This is a genomic window from Acinetobacter sp. X9 (genome assembly GCF_054889255.1).
Map to the genome: position 1 here is coordinate 2534017 of NZ_CM142679.1, position 16574 is coordinate 2550590.

At 30.5% G+C, this 16574-nt stretch carries 24 protein-coding genes; 2 read left to right on the top strand and 22 right to left on the bottom strand.

Annotation, left to right across the window (positions count from 1 at the left end):
- The first annotated feature begins 4 nt into the window (after positions 1–4).
- Positions 5–349 carry a hypothetical protein gene (locus tag ACYU0V_RS12060; RefSeq protein ID WP_002121546.1) on the top strand — a complete coding sequence of 115 codons (345 nt, stop codon included), beginning with the start codon at positions 5–7 and terminating at the stop codon, positions 347–349.
- A gap of 60 nt (positions 350–409) precedes the next feature.
- On the opposite strand, the gene ACYU0V_RS12065 is transcribed toward ACYU0V_RS12060, so the two are convergent.
- Positions 410–1021 (bottom strand): glutathione binding-like protein, encoded by a 612-nt coding sequence (locus ACYU0V_RS12065; protein ID WP_039757466.1) that lies wholly within the window; start codon positions 1019–1021, stop codon positions 410–412.
- Between the two features lie 207 nt (positions 1022–1228).
- Positions 1229–3667 (bottom strand): ExeM/NucH family extracellular endonuclease, encoded by a 2439-nt coding sequence (locus tag ACYU0V_RS12070; RefSeq protein ID WP_461847602.1) that lies wholly within the window; start codon positions 3665–3667, stop codon positions 1229–1231.
- A gap of 145 nt (positions 3668–3812) precedes the next feature.
- Here ACYU0V_RS12070 and trmB point away from each other — a divergent pair, with 145 nt between their 5' ends.
- On the top strand, positions 3813–4529 hold the full coding sequence (gene trmB / locus ACYU0V_RS12075; protein ID WP_461847603.1) for a tRNA (guanosine(46)-N7)-methyltransferase TrmB: 717 nt from the start codon (positions 3813–3815) through the stop codon (positions 4527–4529).
- Positions 4530–4808: 279 nt separating this feature from the next.
- On the opposite strand, the gene ACYU0V_RS12080 is transcribed toward trmB, so the two are convergent.
- The 20 genes from ACYU0V_RS12080 to ACYU0V_RS12175 all read right to left on the bottom strand — a co-directional run bounded on the left by ACYU0V_RS12080 (position 4809) and on the right by ACYU0V_RS12175 (position 16298).
- The gene (locus ACYU0V_RS12080; protein ID WP_461847604.1) at positions 4809–5201 is read right to left on the bottom strand and encodes a hypothetical protein; all 393 of its coding nucleotides are present in this window, start codon (positions 5199–5201) and stop codon (positions 4809–4811) included.
- A gap of 318 nt (positions 5202–5519) precedes the next feature.
- Complete coding sequence (locus ACYU0V_RS12085) at positions 5520–5858, bottom strand: hypothetical protein (protein WP_373883216.1); 339 nt, start codon at positions 5856–5858, stop codon at positions 5520–5522.
- A gap of 956 nt (positions 5859–6814) precedes the next feature.
- The gene (locus ACYU0V_RS12090; RefSeq protein WP_461847605.1) at positions 6815–7072 is read right to left on the bottom strand and encodes a hypothetical protein; all 258 of its coding nucleotides are present in this window, start codon (positions 7070–7072) and stop codon (positions 6815–6817) included.
- A 74-nt stretch (positions 7073–7146) separates the two neighbouring features.
- Positions 7147–7314 carry a hypothetical protein gene (locus ACYU0V_RS12095; protein ID WP_461847607.1) on the bottom strand — a complete coding sequence of 56 codons (168 nt, stop codon included), beginning with the start codon at positions 7312–7314 and terminating at the stop codon, positions 7147–7149.
- 175 nt (positions 7315–7489) lie between these two features.
- Complete coding sequence (locus ACYU0V_RS12100) at positions 7490–7804, bottom strand: hypothetical protein (RefSeq protein ID WP_461847609.1); 315 nt, start codon at positions 7802–7804, stop codon at positions 7490–7492.
- A gap of 304 nt (positions 7805–8108) precedes the next feature.
- The gene (locus ACYU0V_RS12105) at positions 8109–8507 is read right to left on the bottom strand and encodes a hypothetical protein (protein ID WP_461847611.1); all 399 of its coding nucleotides are present in this window, start codon (positions 8505–8507) and stop codon (positions 8109–8111) included.
- 326 nt (positions 8508–8833) lie between these two features.
- Complete coding sequence (locus ACYU0V_RS12110; RefSeq protein ID WP_461847613.1) at positions 8834–9184, bottom strand: hypothetical protein; 351 nt, start codon at positions 9182–9184, stop codon at positions 8834–8836.
- Between the two features lie 102 nt (positions 9185–9286).
- On the bottom strand, positions 9287–9775 hold the full coding sequence (locus ACYU0V_RS12115) for a hypothetical protein (RefSeq protein WP_461847615.1): 489 nt from the start codon (positions 9773–9775) through the stop codon (positions 9287–9289).
- A gap of 218 nt (positions 9776–9993) precedes the next feature.
- A complete protein-coding gene (locus ACYU0V_RS12120; RefSeq protein ID WP_461847617.1) occupies positions 9994–10182 on the bottom strand; it encodes a hypothetical protein in 189 nt (62 codons plus the stop codon).
- A gap of 185 nt (positions 10183–10367) precedes the next feature.
- The gene (locus ACYU0V_RS12125; protein ID WP_461847619.1) at positions 10368–10793 is read right to left on the bottom strand and encodes a hypothetical protein; all 426 of its coding nucleotides are present in this window, start codon (positions 10791–10793) and stop codon (positions 10368–10370) included.
- Between the two features lie 120 nt (positions 10794–10913).
- Positions 10914–11348, bottom strand: a complete 435-nt coding sequence (locus ACYU0V_RS12130) for an SMI1/KNR4 family protein (RefSeq protein ID WP_461847621.1) — start codon at positions 11346–11348, stop codon at positions 10914–10916.
- 100 nt (positions 11349–11448) lie between these two features.
- The gene (locus tag ACYU0V_RS12135) at positions 11449–11868 is read right to left on the bottom strand and encodes an SMI1/KNR4 family protein (RefSeq protein WP_461847623.1); all 420 of its coding nucleotides are present in this window, start codon (positions 11866–11868) and stop codon (positions 11449–11451) included.
- Positions 11869–12060: 192 nt separating this feature from the next.
- Positions 12061–12465, bottom strand: a complete 405-nt coding sequence (locus ACYU0V_RS12140) for a hypothetical protein (RefSeq protein WP_461847625.1) — start codon at positions 12463–12465, stop codon at positions 12061–12063.
- A gap of 127 nt (positions 12466–12592) precedes the next feature.
- A complete protein-coding gene (locus ACYU0V_RS12145) occupies positions 12593–13117 on the bottom strand; it encodes an ankyrin repeat domain-containing protein (protein WP_461847627.1) in 525 nt (174 codons plus the stop codon).
- A gap of 218 nt (positions 13118–13335) precedes the next feature.
- Entirely contained in the window at positions 13336–13623 is a 288-nt protein-coding gene (locus tag ACYU0V_RS12150; RefSeq protein ID WP_461847629.1) for a hypothetical protein, read from the bottom strand.
- A 134-nt stretch (positions 13624–13757) separates the two neighbouring features.
- The gene (locus ACYU0V_RS12155) at positions 13758–14132 is read right to left on the bottom strand and encodes an immunity 22 family protein (protein WP_068611481.1); all 375 of its coding nucleotides are present in this window, start codon (positions 14130–14132) and stop codon (positions 13758–13760) included.
- Positions 14133–14172: 40 nt separating this feature from the next.
- On the bottom strand, positions 14173–14607 hold the full coding sequence (locus tag ACYU0V_RS12160) for a hypothetical protein (RefSeq protein WP_060465538.1): 435 nt from the start codon (positions 14605–14607) through the stop codon (positions 14173–14175).
- 69 nt (positions 14608–14676) lie between these two features.
- On the bottom strand, positions 14677–15195 hold the full coding sequence (locus ACYU0V_RS12165; protein ID WP_068611482.1) for an ankyrin repeat domain-containing protein: 519 nt from the start codon (positions 15193–15195) through the stop codon (positions 14677–14679).
- A gap of 106 nt (positions 15196–15301) precedes the next feature.
- Positions 15302–15757: a DUF6985 domain-containing protein gene (locus ACYU0V_RS12170; RefSeq protein WP_068611483.1), complete on the bottom strand. Its 456-nt coding sequence runs from the start codon at positions 15755–15757 to the stop codon at positions 15302–15304.
- An 88-nt stretch (positions 15758–15845) separates the two neighbouring features.
- Positions 15846–16298 carry a hypothetical protein gene (locus ACYU0V_RS12175; protein WP_068611484.1) on the bottom strand — a complete coding sequence of 151 codons (453 nt, stop codon included), beginning with the start codon at positions 16296–16298 and terminating at the stop codon, positions 15846–15848.
- Positions 16299–16574 lie beyond the last annotated feature (276 nt).

A 16574-nucleotide genomic window follows, 5' to 3' on the forward strand; every position in this document is an offset into this window, starting at 1 on the left:
CACAATGAATAAATTACTTGTTGCTTTAGGTCTTGCTGCGACTGTTGCCCTTGTTGGTTGTAATAAAGATAAAGCTCCAGAAACTGGTGCGACTACAGGTGAACACTTAGAAAATGCTGCTCAACAAGCAAGTGCTGATATCAAATCTGCTGGTGATAAAGCTGCTGATGATATTGCAACTGCAACTGATAATGCTGCTGAGAAGATCGATGCTGCAACCGATCACGCTGCTGATGCGACTGCTAAAGCTGCAGCTGAAACAGAAGCTACTGCACGTAAAGCGACTGCTGATACAGCTCAAGCTGTTGAAAACACCGCTGCTGAAGTGAAAAAAGACGCTCAACACTAATCGTCTTTAGTATAAAAAAGCCCCTATTGATTAGGGGCTTTTTTTGGCTCTTAAAATCTTTTATGAAATTAAGCCTTCATCACGCATCGCAATTTGTACAGATTGACGCTCTGCAACTTTATTACGTAATGCAATAATGTGCTTATACGGTGTTAAGTCGTGCTCAATTGAGTTTGACCAATTTGTTAAAACAAATAGATAAGCATCTGCTGGACCAAAATTATCATTTACCAAATAATCGTAATCAGATTCAGACAAATAGTTATCGATATATTTTAAAAGACGGTCGATTTCAGCATAAGCTTTGGTTTTTTCATCATTTGTTAGAGGTGCCCCAAAGAAAACTGCATAAGCATCATGCAATTCAGAGTTCAAATAACCCAACCATTCCAATACTTTCGCACGGCCCATACCCGAGGGCGGAATTAAATCCTGCTTAGGATCGTGCTGAGCAAGGAAAGGTAAAATCGCAACGTTCTCAGTTAACATTAAACCAGGGTTAATTTCTAAAGCTGGTACATATCCTTTTGGATTAATCTCGTAATAATCTGCACCTTTTTCTGTTTTATGTGTTTTTAAATTTACTCGTTCTAAGTCAAAATCAACATTAATTTCATTTAAAATAATATGTGCAGCTAAAGAACATGCGCCTGGCGAATAATATAATTTCATATCTGATCCTTGTTATCTCACATTAACGTTTTAAATTGGTTCTAAAAAACCTGCAAGGTTTGTACAATTCCTTAATTGTAAAAAAGCGTAAATTTATAAATTACTTACACTACCTAATATTCTTGAAAAAGTTTTCCCTTGCAAGTTGTCTTGCGTGACGATTGTTTAAAATATGATAAAACACATTCACATCACGCATTTTTACCATTAACTACGTTTAAAAAGCTGGCTAATCCATTCCATTAATTGAGATAAGAAATCGAAAATTGGACTTTTCTGGTTATCATTTGGCTGATTCGAGTCTTTGCCATTTAAATCTAGATCGACAATCACAGGGTCATGGTCCGAAGAACGATAGGCATCTTCGCCATAGAACAAAGCTTTTTGTTCATCAGTTTTATATTCTTCGTTGTAATCTAGAACAGTCGGTTCGTCAGCATTAATATGCCAAGCAAAAGTACGAACTACTTTTGGATATAAATCTGCATCAGCAATAGCATGGTCTAAGTTACCCGCTCCACCATTACCATTTGCATCACTTGCCACACCAAAAACATAACTGTACGCCTGAGCGCCTTGCCCAACTTTAGCGTCATTGAGTAAGACTTTATAATTGGCTTTTTCAAATGCCAAAATCGGCGCCTCTTTTGCATAACTATTCATGTCTCCAACGAGTAAAGCATTTTGCTTAGGCACTTGCGTCGGATTTTTTGCTAGCCACTGTACAATTTGATCAACAGCTTTTACACGGGTTGGATTCCAGCATCCCTGACCATCATTTTGATCTGCATCAGAAGAGCTGGCATCTACTCCACTACATCCTTTTGATTTCAAATGGTTTGGAATAACAGTAAATGTTTTATTACCACGGATAGCTTGGAAAGTTTGAGCTAAGGTTGTTCGGTTTTTATCACCTAAATCAAGCACAACAGCTTTATTTAAAGGCTTCACACGCTTGCTGTTATAAATAATCGCAACAGCAATAACATCATTACCTAAACGATCCAGATTTTCAGGAATAACATATTTCCAGTCTGGACCTAGTGCACTGGTTAAATGAGCAATCGCGCTGTTTGGGCCATAGCCATTGTTGGCAATTTCCATTAAACCGTAAACGTCAGCATCAATCGCTTTTAATGCACTCACAATTTTACGGTGCTGTTTATCAAACTCTGCTTGTGTGTTTGCACCACGCTCTGTTGGGAAACCCGTTGCACCATTGTCATAGTTCAAGACGTTAAATGAAGCTACACGAATATGATTGGCATTTTTTGTAATGACACTCTGGCGTGGATTTGTTTGAGTAACAACTTCTGGTTGCGTACGTCCAAGCACTGGTTGTACGCGCCAACCGTTAAAACGATATTCTAAAATCCCTTCGAGATTTTTAAGCTGGTAGCCTGAACGCAATGTATTGGCAGCACTAAAATTTGTAGGTAACCATGGTGTACGGTTTTGATTGTTATAACCATCATCAAAAATAATTTTAGATAATAAATTTTTCTGAGCTAGAGCTTTAGCTTCAGGAGATAGCGCTGGATATAAATTGGTTGGAATATATAAGCGACCTAAACTTAAAGATAGTTCACCATAACGGCCATAATTATAATTCTCACTCACCGTTAAAGTCTGAGGCAATTTCACCAACATGCCTTGATAACGCTGCGGAGAATGGGTTGAACTGCCTGTTAAACTCGAAAATGGTAGTTCAAGGCTAATTGGCTGAACCTGATTTGCCATATTGCTATTACAGGTTTGAATATCTTGTTGTAATTGGTCAATCTGTAGCTGATTTTGATAGCTGGTTAAACGACCACGTAAAATAACCTCATCACCAATTTGTCCACCTTTCACCGTACTACTATTCGGAATATAAACAAAAATGGCATTGCTCACATTTGCACGTGCTTTCGTATCAGGTGTTTGAACATAAAAACCTGAGAAACCATTTGCATAACGATAGTCGGCAGTAATTACCCCACGCACGGTATAAGTCTGGTTTTGTGCTGATGTTGCTAAATCGGCAATTGGTGTATCTGAGCTTGAACAGCTGACCGTTTCAATAGGAGGCTGAGTGATAGTACCTGATAGATTTGTAAAATCATTTCGGTTTGCCCATGCTGCCCATGAATGGTCCAAATCAAATGCCGCTGTCGGATCAATACTCAAAGCTGGATTTTCAGTTTCAATACGTTTAAAGCTATTTCCCAAGCTTGAAACAGCAGTTCCCCATCCTGCCTCAGGTCGTTCCCCAATACGGCCAAAACGATCTACAGGTGTGCCTTTATAAACAAGCACAACTGCATCATCCCCATTAAAAGACAATGCAGCCACTTGATTTACTTTATTGCCAAGTTCTGTCTGTAACTCTGAACGCCCCACCAAAAATTTTTGTTTACTTGCAAGCGTACCTTGTAAACGGAAGGTAGCTGTTTTCGCAGTTCCACCATTATTAAATTGTTGAATTTCATAATCAGCCAAGTTAACAGTAGTACCATCCGGATTATAAATTTCTAGCCCTTTTTTATTACTGCTACCATCAACATACTGACTAAACATGAGCTGTGCCTGAGCAACAGAACTATATGAAAATGCACCTAATGCACTTAAAAAAACCGAAAGTGTTTTTAATTGAAAAGTTTTCATGAGTAAAAATGTTCATGTGAGTTTTAATTAGCCTCTTAGCTTAAATATTGATCATGACATCTACATGAAGAAAAACACCGAAACATTTGACTTGACCACCTGAAGACTTAAAATACCGCATTTGAATTTCAATATTGCCAAGGTTATGTCGATCGATCAGTTAGAAACGCAAATTGCAGACTTAGACAATTTGCCTGAACACCGTGAAATTGTGACGTTTATGCGTCGTTCAGCACCACTTAATACGTCTCAACGCACGGCATTAGAACAACATCGCGATTTAATTTTGGAATATCCTGTTGGTGACTTACGTCAACACTTCGAACATCCAGAACATCCTTTAACTGTTGAAATCGGTTTTGGTATGGGTCGTTCATTAGTGCTGATGGCAAAAGCGAACCCTGAACGTAACTATGTGGGTATTGAAGTCCACGTACCTGGCATTGCTCAATGCCTATATGAAGCAGGTATGGCGGAACTTAAAAACTTACGTGTACTTGATGCAGACGCGATTCAGGTTTTACGTGAAATGCCAGACAACAGCATTAACTGCGTACAACTTTACTTCCCAGACCCATGGCAAAAGAAACGTCATTTCAAACGTCGTTTTGTTATTCATGAGCGTATGCAATTGGTTGAACAAAAACTTGAGCTTGGTGGTACGTTCCATGCTGCAACAGATTGGGAACCGTATGCTGAATGGATGCTAGATGTATTAGACAACCGTCCAGATCTTGAAAACTTGGCAGGTAAAGGCAACAGCTACCCACGTCCAGACTGGCGCCCAGTGACTAAGTTTGAACGCCGTGGTATTGAGTCAGGTCATAAGATTAATGACTTTATCTTTAAAAAGATTAAGTAAAAATTTTATTGTTTTTATTTAAAAATATGGCATTAAGTTTTAAAGACTTAGTGCCATATTTTTTAAACTTAAAAATAGTTCATTGAATTATTAAAAAACATGCATTTATTAGTAAAACTTTTCTACTCTTAAAAAAATTAATAGAAGTAATAATTTACACATCTAATCATTTAGAATAGTAAAATATTATTTATTTCCATGAAATAATTAAATTGTAGTATATAAAGAAGCCTCAATATCTAAAAATTTTAAAAAGATATTTAGGCTAAATTTAATTAATTAAGATCTTAAATCATTCATTCTTTTATCTAACTCTTCTTCATTACCATCAAGAAGAGGTGTACCTTCATAATAAAACTTAGAACAATATTTACCATTATGATCTAAAAATAAAAATAAAGCACACCAATTATCACCAGATTTTTCACACTCTTCAAAAAGAATATTTATTGTTTTATAAGGTTCCATAGAATAACGTAAAGGATAATCAGCCGTATATAATTTTAGATTATCACCAACCCAACATAAGGCTGTATCCTTATTTCTCAATCCAATATTATTGTCTCTAAGTCTTTCAGTATAATAGACAATATTTCGCCAATCATTTACGGCCAAAGATGCAATTTTTTCAAGTATAGAATTAATTAATTCTGATTTCCTTAAAAAATCCATTTTATCCCCCTACTCTATTTTCAAATTGAACTCTAACCACGTACCATCTGCTTTCTGATATTTAACTACAAAACCTTATGGACGAATTGTGTTACTATCATAAATTGCCTCAATCTTAACAGGTTTTTTGGGCGCTTACTTAGATACTATTGATGAAGATAATCATCTTCATTAATTATGACGAATCATTAAAGAAAGAAGTCATTCTACTTCTTTCTTGAATTTAGAATTACATCGACCACTCGATTAAACTCAATATTTTGATATTTTTGAGATCAAGTCCACTACCTAGGTAGACATGATATTCCGAATGGCAGGTTAAGAGGCTGATTCAATCCCAACCAACAAAGCAGACATAAAAACACGCTTATCAATAATCTCATTATCAAATGCCAGCTCAATTCGATCAAAAAGCATACTAAAATCCTCACTGGAATCCAAAATTTTCGCGCTGAGTAAAGCTATTAGTCGTTGTCGTGAGCCCTGAGGATATGTATTAAACTCTGGCAAAAGCAAAGTTCTGACAGCTTTAACTACATCCTCAGTCTGGTTCACATTCAATCCATGCAGTTTCAAATAATCTTCATGGCTTACATAGTTGACATCAAACACTTTAAGCACACTAAGTAAATCGAATATTTCCTGTTTTGCTTTCATTATTCATCCCAAATAGGAAAAGCCGTGTTTATTTGGCCATTCTAGAATTAAACCAGTACAGAATATGACTTTCCATAGGTTTGAGTAGCAAAATATTATTTATTCTCATAAAATAATTAAATTGTGGGATATAAAGTAGCCAAAATTTTAAAAAGATATTTAGGTTAAATTTAATTAATTAAGATTTTAAATCATTCATTCTTTCATCTAATTCCTCATCATTACCATCAAGAAGATGGTGTACCTTCATAATAAAACTTAGAGGAATATTTTCCTGTATTATTTATTTTTAGTAAAAATCCAGTCCAAATATCATTATCTTTTTCGCACATCAAATAAAGTTTATTAATTTCCATTAATAACTCACCACTTGTATCTAATGCATAATCCTTAGTATATAAAACTTGTTTTTCTCCGATCCAACATTCAACAGTTGTTTTTTTCTTAGACCAATTTCTTTATCTCTCAAACTTTCAGTATAAAAATAAATATAATTCCAATTGGCAGGAATTATAACCTCAACTACTTCTTTAACTATCACATTAATAAGTTGAGACTTTTCAATAAAATTCATTCTATCCCCCAGCTTTATTTTCATATAAAGTTGTTAATTAATAGACATCTTTTTGGAATTCGACTTCAAAACACTATTAACCTACCATCAAAGCTATATATTAATTTCATTTAAAGTTGAAGATTTATCAATACACCTTCCTAAACATAGATATATTTCAACGATATCCTCATTAAATTAAATGTAAAAATTATTACTTAAATAAATATATAACTTAAAATAAATTAGAAAAAATTAATTTTTCTTAAAAAAGAATTCACTAATCAACTTAAAATTACCATCTTTAAATTCATACCTTCTTGAATAGTTTAAAGCTTCAACCTCTGATCGATATAATAAAAAAACATTAGATTTAGCTTCATTTAACAATTTATTAAATATATTATCTATTTTCACATATTCCATCTACCTCCAAAATCCATTCAACATGGTTATGATCTGGATAGTTCCACTCATCTTCACACGGATTAAAATTTTGAAAAAGCCTACATTCTGCCTTACCATCAATTTTTGCTAAAAAATAATCCCCCCAGAAAGAACTATCATGAGGTATAAATACAACTCCTAAAATTTCACTCAACTTTAAAATCATATTTTCTTCGTTATCATAACTCACGCCATAATAATCATATTTATTCATAATGGAATCTTATCTCCAAAAATATAAATTTTCTGTACAACCATGAATATTAAATACCCTCTTATAAGAATTAATCATTTCAATTCAGTAATGGTATACATATGAGCTATTTCCCAAGCTATTTTTTTTGCTTTTAAAATATCATCTTGATGAAATACATCAATCATTTCAATATTTTTTCTTTCAATTTGTAACGCCTTTACAGTGTCTTTTTGAACTTCAAAAACTATTTCTTCCCACAATCTTTTTATTTCAACAAAAATACCATCTCACTCATTCTTTTCACTTTCAGATAACTGATTATCTTGAGTATTGTTTGAGATTAAGAATAATTTATTTTCTATCCATTTTAATTTATCTTTTAATAACATTTATATATATCTCTCATTAAGTGAATTTACTTAGTAACTCTAAAACTTATTTCAATTTAGTAATATCGTACAAATCAGCAAGCTCTCTAGCAATTTTTCGCCCTTCAATCTTCTCCCCGTTATCAAAAGCATCTATCATTTCTTGAATTTTAATTTCAACATAATCGGCTTTCACCAGATCTTTTTTTATTTTTGGTCTAATTTCAGACCACAATGCTCTTAGGTCCTTTATTTCTTCTTCATGAATGGCTTCTTGAGTAGGAAAGTACTCAAGAAGCCACTCATCATAATCATTTGGAGCACAATGCGCTAGTGTCATGAGGGCATCTTCTAATTCACCTAATTTTTCTTTTAACGTCATTTTGTAATCCCCTAGGAATATTTACTTAATTTATAAATTGAATTTACAATCATGAGATTAGTATAGTGTAAAATATTGATAGACATGTTAGAAGATTATTTAAATACTACCGATGAAAATAATACACCTCTTTATTAAAGAGGACGAGTTAGTATCATCAAGAATGAAGTGCGAATTACTATAATTAACTCCTAGTAATATTATCAATTCAAGTTATTATTATTCGATATGAGTAATAATAATATTATTTTATAAATGTGCGTTATAATTCAAAAGAAAATCACCTACTACATGAGATAAAATTTCAGCCATAATTGAAAGGGTTTAAGATAGCAATCACTGATACAGACTCTTCTTCAAAAATCCTATCAACAGACCAAACACTCTCTCGTACTTCCCAACGCAGCTGAGTCTTGTGTAAAGCCTCTAAGATTTCAGTTTTTATATCAATCATCTGCAATGGTCGACTTGCCATTCCTCCTTTAAGACGATTTATTGAAATCTCTACGACGTCTATATCTTTAAAAGAAACAAAACCATCAGGCCCTTCTAAATAATTTTCGATAGAGATTGTTAACATTTGCCCCCACCTACCTTTCTCAACCGAAGAATCGTGCTTACGAACTATATGGACCCAACAACGCAACTCTGCTGTTAAACTACATAGCGAAGACCAATATAATTCTGTTTTATCAATTGTCATGTCATTAACCTATTTTTCATTTTTCAATAATATTCATTTAGATGAGTTAAGTATTTAACACTTGAACTATAATTTATGTGGGCTTAACGGCAAAAAAAACATACTTAAAAACTAGCATCCGATGACTAAGTTTGAACACCTTAGCATTAAATCAGATTATAATATTAATGACTTTAACTTTAAGAATTTTAAGTGACGAACGTATAATTTTTGATTAAATTTACCATATTAAGCATTCAAATTTTTATTTTTATATCTTAAAGATTATTCATTAAATCAAGACATTTAATAAAAAACAAGACTATAAGTATAATTTTAAAAATAAATTAAATTAAGGTCATTTTTCTAATTTCATCAAGAGAATTATAATCCAACAATCTAATATTAAAGTTATATTCCATATCCATCATTAATAAAGGATAAGGCAATAATTTTTGAATTTTCAAAGTAAAATCAATAGCTTCATCTCCAACGCCTTCTATTGTTAAAGTTTCAGCATCTTTACTCATTCTAACTATAGTTGAACTTCCATTTAATGAATACTCACATTCCAAAATAGCACCAATGAAATCTCCAATTTTTAAATTTGAAACCCCTAAAATACTTGAAATTTGTTCTACTACCTGATTAATATCAAAAGTTTTATTTTCTCCTAAATAGATTAACAACTTACTCATTTTTGTTCCTTTTAAAAACTTGTAGAAAATTAGTCTTAGTATTTTTGATTTCCACAAAAAACACAATACTTTTTAAATACACCATAAAATATTATATTAATTTTAGTTATTTAATATTTTTCCATATACTTCATCCAATACTCCACTCATATCTTTACTTTCACTTTGAAGAATGTAATTTATATTATTATCATTTAAAATTCTATAAGAAACATTAAAATCTTCTTTTAATAAATTCAACTGAATACTATCAAAAAATATTTCCCACATTTTTTTCAAAAAATAATCAACTGCAATTTCAGAAAAATCTAAAATTTCAAAATAATCTAACACAAATGAAATGTATTTTTTATTATTTGATATATTCATATAATACAACGAATGCATAACCCTTTCTTTCGTCGGATTATCTAACCTAACAAACTCAGGCTTTACTAATTCTTCTAATAAAATATCAATATGTTTAAAACTAGTAAAATCTATACTGTTAAATATGACACCCTGAGTTTGAACTTCATCAAAATCTCGATAAAATAATATATTTGATAAAAAAAAGCAGATATAAAAAGGATTAACAATTCTTTTTATCATCATATAACCTTATTAATTTAAAACCATTAAAGTTAAGAAATGTTTAAAGTTCATTAAACTTACAAATAAAATATATTGTAATTACCTAAAACTTACAATACTTTATTACAGTCTCCTCCAGCAAGACTAGTTCCGAGCATAGGATAAGCTATTTTACAAGAATAGAAATCTTGTTTAATTACTTTTTGCTAAATTAATAAGATCACCATTGATGATATTCAAATTAAATTCTGGCTTAATGCATGATTCCATATCTCATCAAACTCAGCTTTTGATATAGAAATTGTACTCTCATCAGGCTCTCCAAACTCTGGCTGATCTGTAAAATCATATTGTTCATGAAAATATTCTTTAGGAGTTGCCCAATAAAAAATTCCTTCAAAAACAATAATATGACGGATTATCATACCATTTTCCACCTCACAATAGAACGTTCATTCTATTCCATCATTCTATTCCATCATGCGATTCTGTGTACATCTTAAAATATTCATTCATGGTAATACTTTCCCACACCTAACAATATGTAAAAAAATAGCTAAAAAATCAAAAGAGCCCAGTACAAATGAAATATATTATAATTACCCCAAGCTTATAATATTTCGTTTGGTAGTAAAATTTTATATCCCGAATTAATTACTTCACTACCCCAGTTCTCAAACATCAAACCATAAATACTCTTAAAAAAATCTCTAGGTTTTTCAATTTTCCAATTATAAGGAAAATAAAAGCATGTTTCATCATCAGACTCTAACAATTCAGCGAAGTTATAATTCTTAGTCAGCAAAGCTTTCTCTAAAGAGAGCATAACTACTGCTTTATGATGAACATTATACTTTTTATTTTTTACTTTAAAAAAATACTCATTAAATAAGTGTTTCATTTGAGTAAAGTCATTTGGATCATATTCGGATAAGTAATTTTCCCATTCATCCCGATCATACACCTGAAAGTGAGTCAAAGCATGTGCTGGACTTGCTGTAAAATTAACAGTGCTATTCGGATACTTTAAAGACATACGAAATATTTCTCTGTTTTTACGAAATTAAAGTTTTAATTACATCTACAACAATTTCAAATTTTATATTTATCTTAAAGTCAATAACAAAGGTGAATAAAACATTTATTAATATGTTAATCACTCATGTAAAAGCTCTAAAAAATCTTTAAAATTATTTGAAATTGGATATATTTCCGACAAGAAGCTATCAAGTAAAATTATTTTAGGCGATATTTTTGTTTCTCGATAATCAAAACAAATCAAGAAATCCCCTGCATCTCTTGCAAATGGTAAAATACCTTTAGGAATTATAGAATTATCAAGTGCATACCACAAGAATGAACCATACTCATGTGATTGAGTTAGAGGAAAAAAATCACTTATACATGTTTCATCATCACCGTAATAAAAAGAACCAACCTCGATATATGCAGGGTTTGCATATTCAACTAAACTTTTATACAAGAAGGGAAATTCAATATTCAAAATAGATTCAATCTTTAAAATTTCATCTAAATTTAAATTTTTAGGTCCACTTAAACCAAAATCAGACCAACCTTTAGATAAACTCATAGTTTATTCTCCATCAATATATCGTCTTATTATTTAGGTTGAATATCAACCAACCCACTTTTAAGATCATTAACCTCTTCAATATTATAATCAATCATTGCTAAAAAAAATTCACTAAATTTTTAAAAATTTCAATTTCTTCCCCAGCATACCAAATTACTTCCCCAGCTATTGATGAATTAGGTTTACCTATTAAAAAAATATCTTTATCAATTAAAGTAGCTGCTATTGGCATCAAATCAGTTCTACAAATGCCTTTTTTAGAAAGATATGTAATATCGATTATATTTAATAAATCCAATGCATATTTCTTTTTTTCTCCTTCTATCAAATCTGTCAGACCAAATAAATCTACATATTGATAAAAGCCTTTCCATCCATTTGTATATAAAAGAAAGCTCTTGTAAAATTTATCAATTTCCTCACCCAATATAATTTCAGTTTTTATAATATCATCTATTGTTGCAGTTAATTCAGGTAAATAATAAGGCCAAATTTTCTTAGTATCTGCCTCATACAAAGAATTTTCACAAAAGCCAATCTCGCTATTTTCTTAGTCCAATCCATTCCATTTCTCTATCAAGTAAAATATGACAATAATTTCATTTAAAATATTAAAGATAAGCTAGCAACAAATTATAAAATATGAATAATAGAAGAAATCATAAAAATTATTTAAAGTTGATGTTTTTGCCAAATCAAAATAAGAAAATTATTTTTTCTTATAAAAAACCTCATTGACCAATTTAAAATCACCATCTTTAAATTCATACTCTTTTATATAATTTAAAGCTTCTACCTCTGATCGATATAATAAAAAAATATTAGATCCAGCTTCATTTAACAATTTATTAAATATATTATCCATTTCAGGTGTTCCATTTATTTCCATAATCCACTCAACATGCTTATGATCCGGGTAGTTCCAATCATCTTCACATGGATTAAAATTTTGAAAAAGCCTACACTTACCATTACCACCAATTTTTGCTAAAAAATAATCTCCCCAAAAAGAACTATCATGAGGTATAAATACAATTCCCAAAATTTTACTTAATTTTGAAATCATATCTTTTTCATTATCATAACTCACACCATAGTAATCAAATTTTTTCATAATAAAATTTTATCTAAAAATATAAAAACCATGTATATTAAATATTATTATAAACTAAGATACAATTAGATATTTTATTTTTAATCAAAACAAGTAAATTTAAAAAATATAGAAAATTCACACTACATTATAATAAATGATCTTGTTTCTTCAAAGAGTGCAAATAGTTAGCTATTTCTCTTTCACCTCGCTCTAAAACGAACGCCTCAGCATCAAAATGCTCTGCATAATCTCCAGTATATGCCACTCTATAATTTACACCATGCTTAATCAAAATTTTAACAATATCAAGATTTCCACAATAAATTGCAGTAAACAAAGGATTTTTTATAGAATCTGATGTTATTATCTCCATATTTAAATTCAAAAAATATTCAATAATTTCAATATTTTCCTTATTAACTGCTTGACTTAGAGCATTACCACGGAGGGGGCCACCTTGTTCATTAATATCAACTCCTGCTGAGACCAAGTATACAATAATATCTTTACGATTATGTAAAGCAGCATCATGCAACCAAGTACCAAAAGGAGTTTTAAAATTTAAAATTCCTAAATGTCTATGATCATTTAATAACTTTATAGCTACCTCATTATTACCATCTTTAATGGCACTATGGATATCCTTAGCAATTATCTTTAATTCATCCATTTCTTGACTCTTTTATTAGCTGTCACATCTACTATTTTACATTTTAACTCTATTACATTCCAAATTATATTAAAGCACTATATCTTGCACTCCTACCGCAACAACTTGCTCATTTATAACTAAGACACCTATACCAAGCTCTGGATCAAATATAGAATCAAAAATAAATCCTAATTGTCTATCCTCCCCTATTTCAGTATGTATAATTTTCAAACATTTTAAAATAACCTTTTTTTTATACTTTCCAATTCAGCAATCTGAAAGTTTTCATAACAATACTTTTTGATCTCTTTTTCAACATTATCCAAAATATTTTTTTTGTTTAACTCAAAATGAATAAAAGTATCTCTTTGATTTTGAGTGATATCACTACCATCATCTTCATATGTATAAACATTTAATTCAACTGGATATAATGTATGAAATATTTCTATTTCATATGGACGCAACCAAAGTAGCTCCTTATTATACAACTCTCCAAAAACTTTATCATTTAAAGTTCCCACTTTAAAACTCCATTTATATCCATTAGCTAATATCTCAGCGCAAATACAAAAGTAACTTTTAATTACCACGCTATATCTATTTTTATTTTGAATTAATAAAACTTCAAAATATAGCATCTATATTAAATAAAAAATTATGGTTTTTTATAAGGCAATGTACCTAAAAATTGAACCTTCCCTACACTTTTGTGATTTAATTTATATGCAAAATTATAAATTAGAATTATAAAATTAATGGGAAACAATAATTTTATATCTTTTAATTTTAGTTCTTCCAAAATTTGTTCATCGTAGGAAAACCCATTGAAAGCTAATTCTAAATTACTGGTAAAATCAAAGAAACTTTTCTCAACAAAATCCTCATCAATAAAATCGATCTGGAATTCATCTGTAAATAAAGATCCTTCAAAATCACCATCTAATGAATATCGATTTAAGACATAGTTATCTAAGTCACAAGAAGAATCTAAATTCCCCACCCAAATAGATATAGAATTATCTTGGTGCATTTAACAAATCCTGTCTATTTTAAATAGCATATAGAAAAAGTTAAAAATCATTTAAACAAGGCATATTAAAACCAGCTTCTTTAAGGTCATTTCCCCAATATTTATACGACAACTGATAAACTTCTTCAAAATAGAATCTAGGTCGCTTGAATTCCCAAGTATATGGAAGAGAAAATGTATCATATGGATCTTCATCATTTACTAATAATGCATCAAAGTTAAAGTTTTTATCATTTAAAGCATTAATAAGAACTTTTATCATTTCAATTTTATGATCAACTGTAAACCTCAAAACTCTACCGTTATTAAAAAAGTATTTCTCTAGCAAATCATCTAGTTCTTTTGGATTATTCGGATCAAATTGGTCTAAATAGGCCCCCCATGTTTCCTCACGATCATATATATCAAAAACACCTAAAAATGCTGCAGGTGTTACTACGAAATCTATATCTGAATCTAGATGCTTCAAATTCATATAAGTTATTTAACTCCCAAAGTTACACATAAGCTATCGAATATCATACTTATTAAAGTTATCAGACTTTCATTTCAAGGAATTTAAATAGTTTGCTATTTCTATTTCTCCACGCTCTAAAGCAAATGCCTCAGCATCCATTTTATTCATATAATTGCCAGTATAAGACATTTTATAGTCAATACCGTGACAAATTAATTTTTCAGCGATCGGTAAACTTCCTTTCATTATGGCACCAAATAAAGGATTTTTTTCTGGTTCTGTGGTATCCATTTCAACATTTAATGACAATAAGTATTCTACTATATCAATATGTCCACTTGATGCTGCTGTATTTAAACTATTGCCCCCAAAAGTTCCCCCTTTTTTATTAGGATCCACCCCTTCAGAAATTAGATATTTAACTATTTCTAATGCTCCACTACTAGAAGCTACATGAAGCCAGCTACCAAATGGTGTATCTATAAATATTAAACTAGGAAATTCGTTAAATATCTTTTTTAAATTAATCAAATTATGATTTTTAATAGCATTTCTAATTAAAATATTATTCTCTTGATTTTGTCGAATGATATTGGACTTATGCATATAACTTCACTTACGAATCATTGAAAAAGTGTTATGTAATTGAGAAAAACTGACTCATCTCAGCCAGTGCTTTTGCATTACAGATAAAACGCCAGAACCTCATCATTCAAATAAAATATTCTTGTACATTAATAGTTTTAACACATTTATCAACTATCAAGACGCCTATCCCCAGCTCTGGTTCGAAAGTTGCTTCAAACATAAAAACTATTTCACCATTAGGTAAAAAGTATAATTGATCCCAATCAAAGACTTTCCTCAAATCAGAAACCATTTGGATATAAGGCACCATTCCATCATCAGGTAAATCTTGATATATTTTAGCTCTATTTAATTTATAATAATTAAATAGAGCTTCCTCTATTAACGTGATATAGACTAAAGAATTATCAATAAATTCATTGTAAGCTCGCTCTTGAGCATTTGTAATATCATTAGCTTCGTAACCAGCAAGAGTAAAACTAATTTCTTTTGACTCTCCAAAAATTATATATTTTTTATGCTCGATTAAATTCAGATTAGAATCCATAAAACCAAATGGTTCTATACTTTGTAAACCCATTTTCTACACCCGCAATTATTTCAGTTTTTTAATCATAATTAAACCATAATATCGGCAAATAATTTTAGTAACTAGACCTGATTCAAGATTAAGGAAAATCAATCTCAATTTTAATACCAAGTAAATTTTCTTTTCCATGTTTAATTATTATATTTTCAAACTCTTCTACAACATTACATACTGTATTAAACTGCTCGAAATTAAAATATTGGGGTAATCCATCATCAATGGAATACTCTTGAATATTCTCATTTGATATACAAATCTCACTTTTATTTGCCAATGGTGGTCTCACCCAAATAAATTTATCATTAATTGACATATCCGGTAACTCTTGATCAATTGGGTAATACTTTTCCAAAATAAAACTACTTATTAACTCTTTTAACTCCAAAAGAGGTCTACCACGCAATTCCCATATAGCATCACAAAGTGTCACGGTTATGGCCTCATTTTCACCTCCCGTTTCATCAATACAATAGACTCTTGGATATATAGATTTATTACTTAATAAAATTAATTCTGCTACTATTTTCTTCACTGTTATACTCTAAATAAACTGATACAAAGTCATAGCTTTATGATTTAGTTTAAAAATTTGTCTGATAGTTTACTAGTCTCGCCTCCATAGATGTGATACCAGCTCTAAAACTTCCATTCGCTTCTATCAGACTCATTGCACGTTAAGTATGAACCTAGTGCCATGTAAAAGGGATTTTAAAAATATAAACAATTATTCACCTTTCGGAAAAATTGATATTAGCTAATGTTCTAAATCAATTTATTAAAGAGCTTGCTGATTAGTTTTTCTCAAACT

Excerpts from the sequence above, each read along its gene's own strand:
- ACYU0V_RS12060 (WP_002121546.1), top strand. The coding sequence starts at position 5 with ATGAATAAATTACTTGTTGCTTTAGGTCTTGCTGCGACTGTTGCCCTT.
- ACYU0V_RS12065 (WP_039757466.1), bottom strand. The coding sequence starts at position 1,021 with ATGAAATTATATTATTCGCCAGGCGCATGTTCTTTAGCTGCACATATT.
- ACYU0V_RS12070 (WP_461847602.1), bottom strand. The coding sequence starts at position 3,667 with ATGAAAACTTTTCAATTAAAAACACTTTCGGTTTTTTTAAGTGCATTA.
- trmB (WP_461847603.1), top strand. The coding sequence starts at position 3,813 with ATGTCGATCGATCAGTTAGAAACGCAAATTGCAGACTTAGACAATTTG.
- ACYU0V_RS12080 (WP_461847604.1), bottom strand. The coding sequence starts at position 5,201 with ATGGATTTTTTAAGGAAATCAGAATTAATTAATTCTATACTTGAAAAA.
- ACYU0V_RS12085 (WP_373883216.1), bottom strand. The coding sequence starts at position 5,858 with ATGAAAGCAAAACAGGAAATATTCGATTTACTTAGTGTGCTTAAAGTG.
- ACYU0V_RS12090 (WP_461847605.1), bottom strand. The coding sequence starts at position 7,072 with ATGAATAAATATGATTATTATGGCGTGAGTTATGATAACGAAGAAAAT.
- ACYU0V_RS12100 (WP_461847609.1), bottom strand. The coding sequence starts at position 7,804 with ATGACGTTAAAAGAAAAATTAGGTGAATTAGAAGATGCCCTCATGACA.
- ACYU0V_RS12105 (WP_461847611.1), bottom strand. The coding sequence starts at position 8,507 with ATGACAATTGATAAAACAGAATTATATTGGTCTTCGCTATGTAGTTTA.
- ACYU0V_RS12110 (WP_461847613.1), bottom strand. The coding sequence starts at position 9,184 with ATGAGTAAGTTGTTAATCTATTTAGGAGAAAATAAAACTTTTGATATT.
- ACYU0V_RS12115 (WP_461847615.1), bottom strand. The coding sequence starts at position 9,775 with ATGATAAAAAGAATTGTTAATCCTTTTTATATCTGCTTTTTTTTATCA.
- ACYU0V_RS12120 (WP_461847617.1), bottom strand. The coding sequence starts at position 10,182 with ATGATAATCCGTCATATTATTGTTTTTGAAGGAATTTTTTATTGGGCA.
- ACYU0V_RS12125 (WP_461847619.1), bottom strand. The coding sequence starts at position 10,793 with ATGTCTTTAAAGTATCCGAATAGCACTGTTAATTTTACAGCAAGTCCA.
- ACYU0V_RS12130 (WP_461847621.1), bottom strand. The coding sequence starts at position 11,348 with ATGAGTTTATCTAAAGGTTGGTCTGATTTTGGTTTAAGTGGACCTAAA.
- ACYU0V_RS12140 (WP_461847625.1), bottom strand. The coding sequence starts at position 12,465 with ATGAAAAAATTTGATTACTATGGTGTGAGTTATGATAATGAAAAAGAT.
- ACYU0V_RS12145 (WP_461847627.1), bottom strand. The coding sequence starts at position 13,117 with ATGGATGAATTAAAGATAATTGCTAAGGATATCCATAGTGCCATTAAA.
- ACYU0V_RS12155 (WP_068611481.1), bottom strand. The coding sequence starts at position 14,132 with ATGCACCAAGATAATTCTATATCTATTTGGGTGGGGAATTTAGATTCT.
- ACYU0V_RS12160 (WP_060465538.1), bottom strand. The coding sequence starts at position 14,607 with ATGAATTTGAAGCATCTAGATTCAGATATAGATTTCGTAGTAACACCT.
- ACYU0V_RS12165 (WP_068611482.1), bottom strand. The coding sequence starts at position 15,195 with ATGCATAAGTCCAATATCATTCGACAAAATCAAGAGAATAATATTTTA.
- ACYU0V_RS12170 (WP_068611483.1), bottom strand. The coding sequence starts at position 15,757 with ATGGGTTTACAAAGTATAGAACCATTTGGTTTTATGGATTCTAATCTG.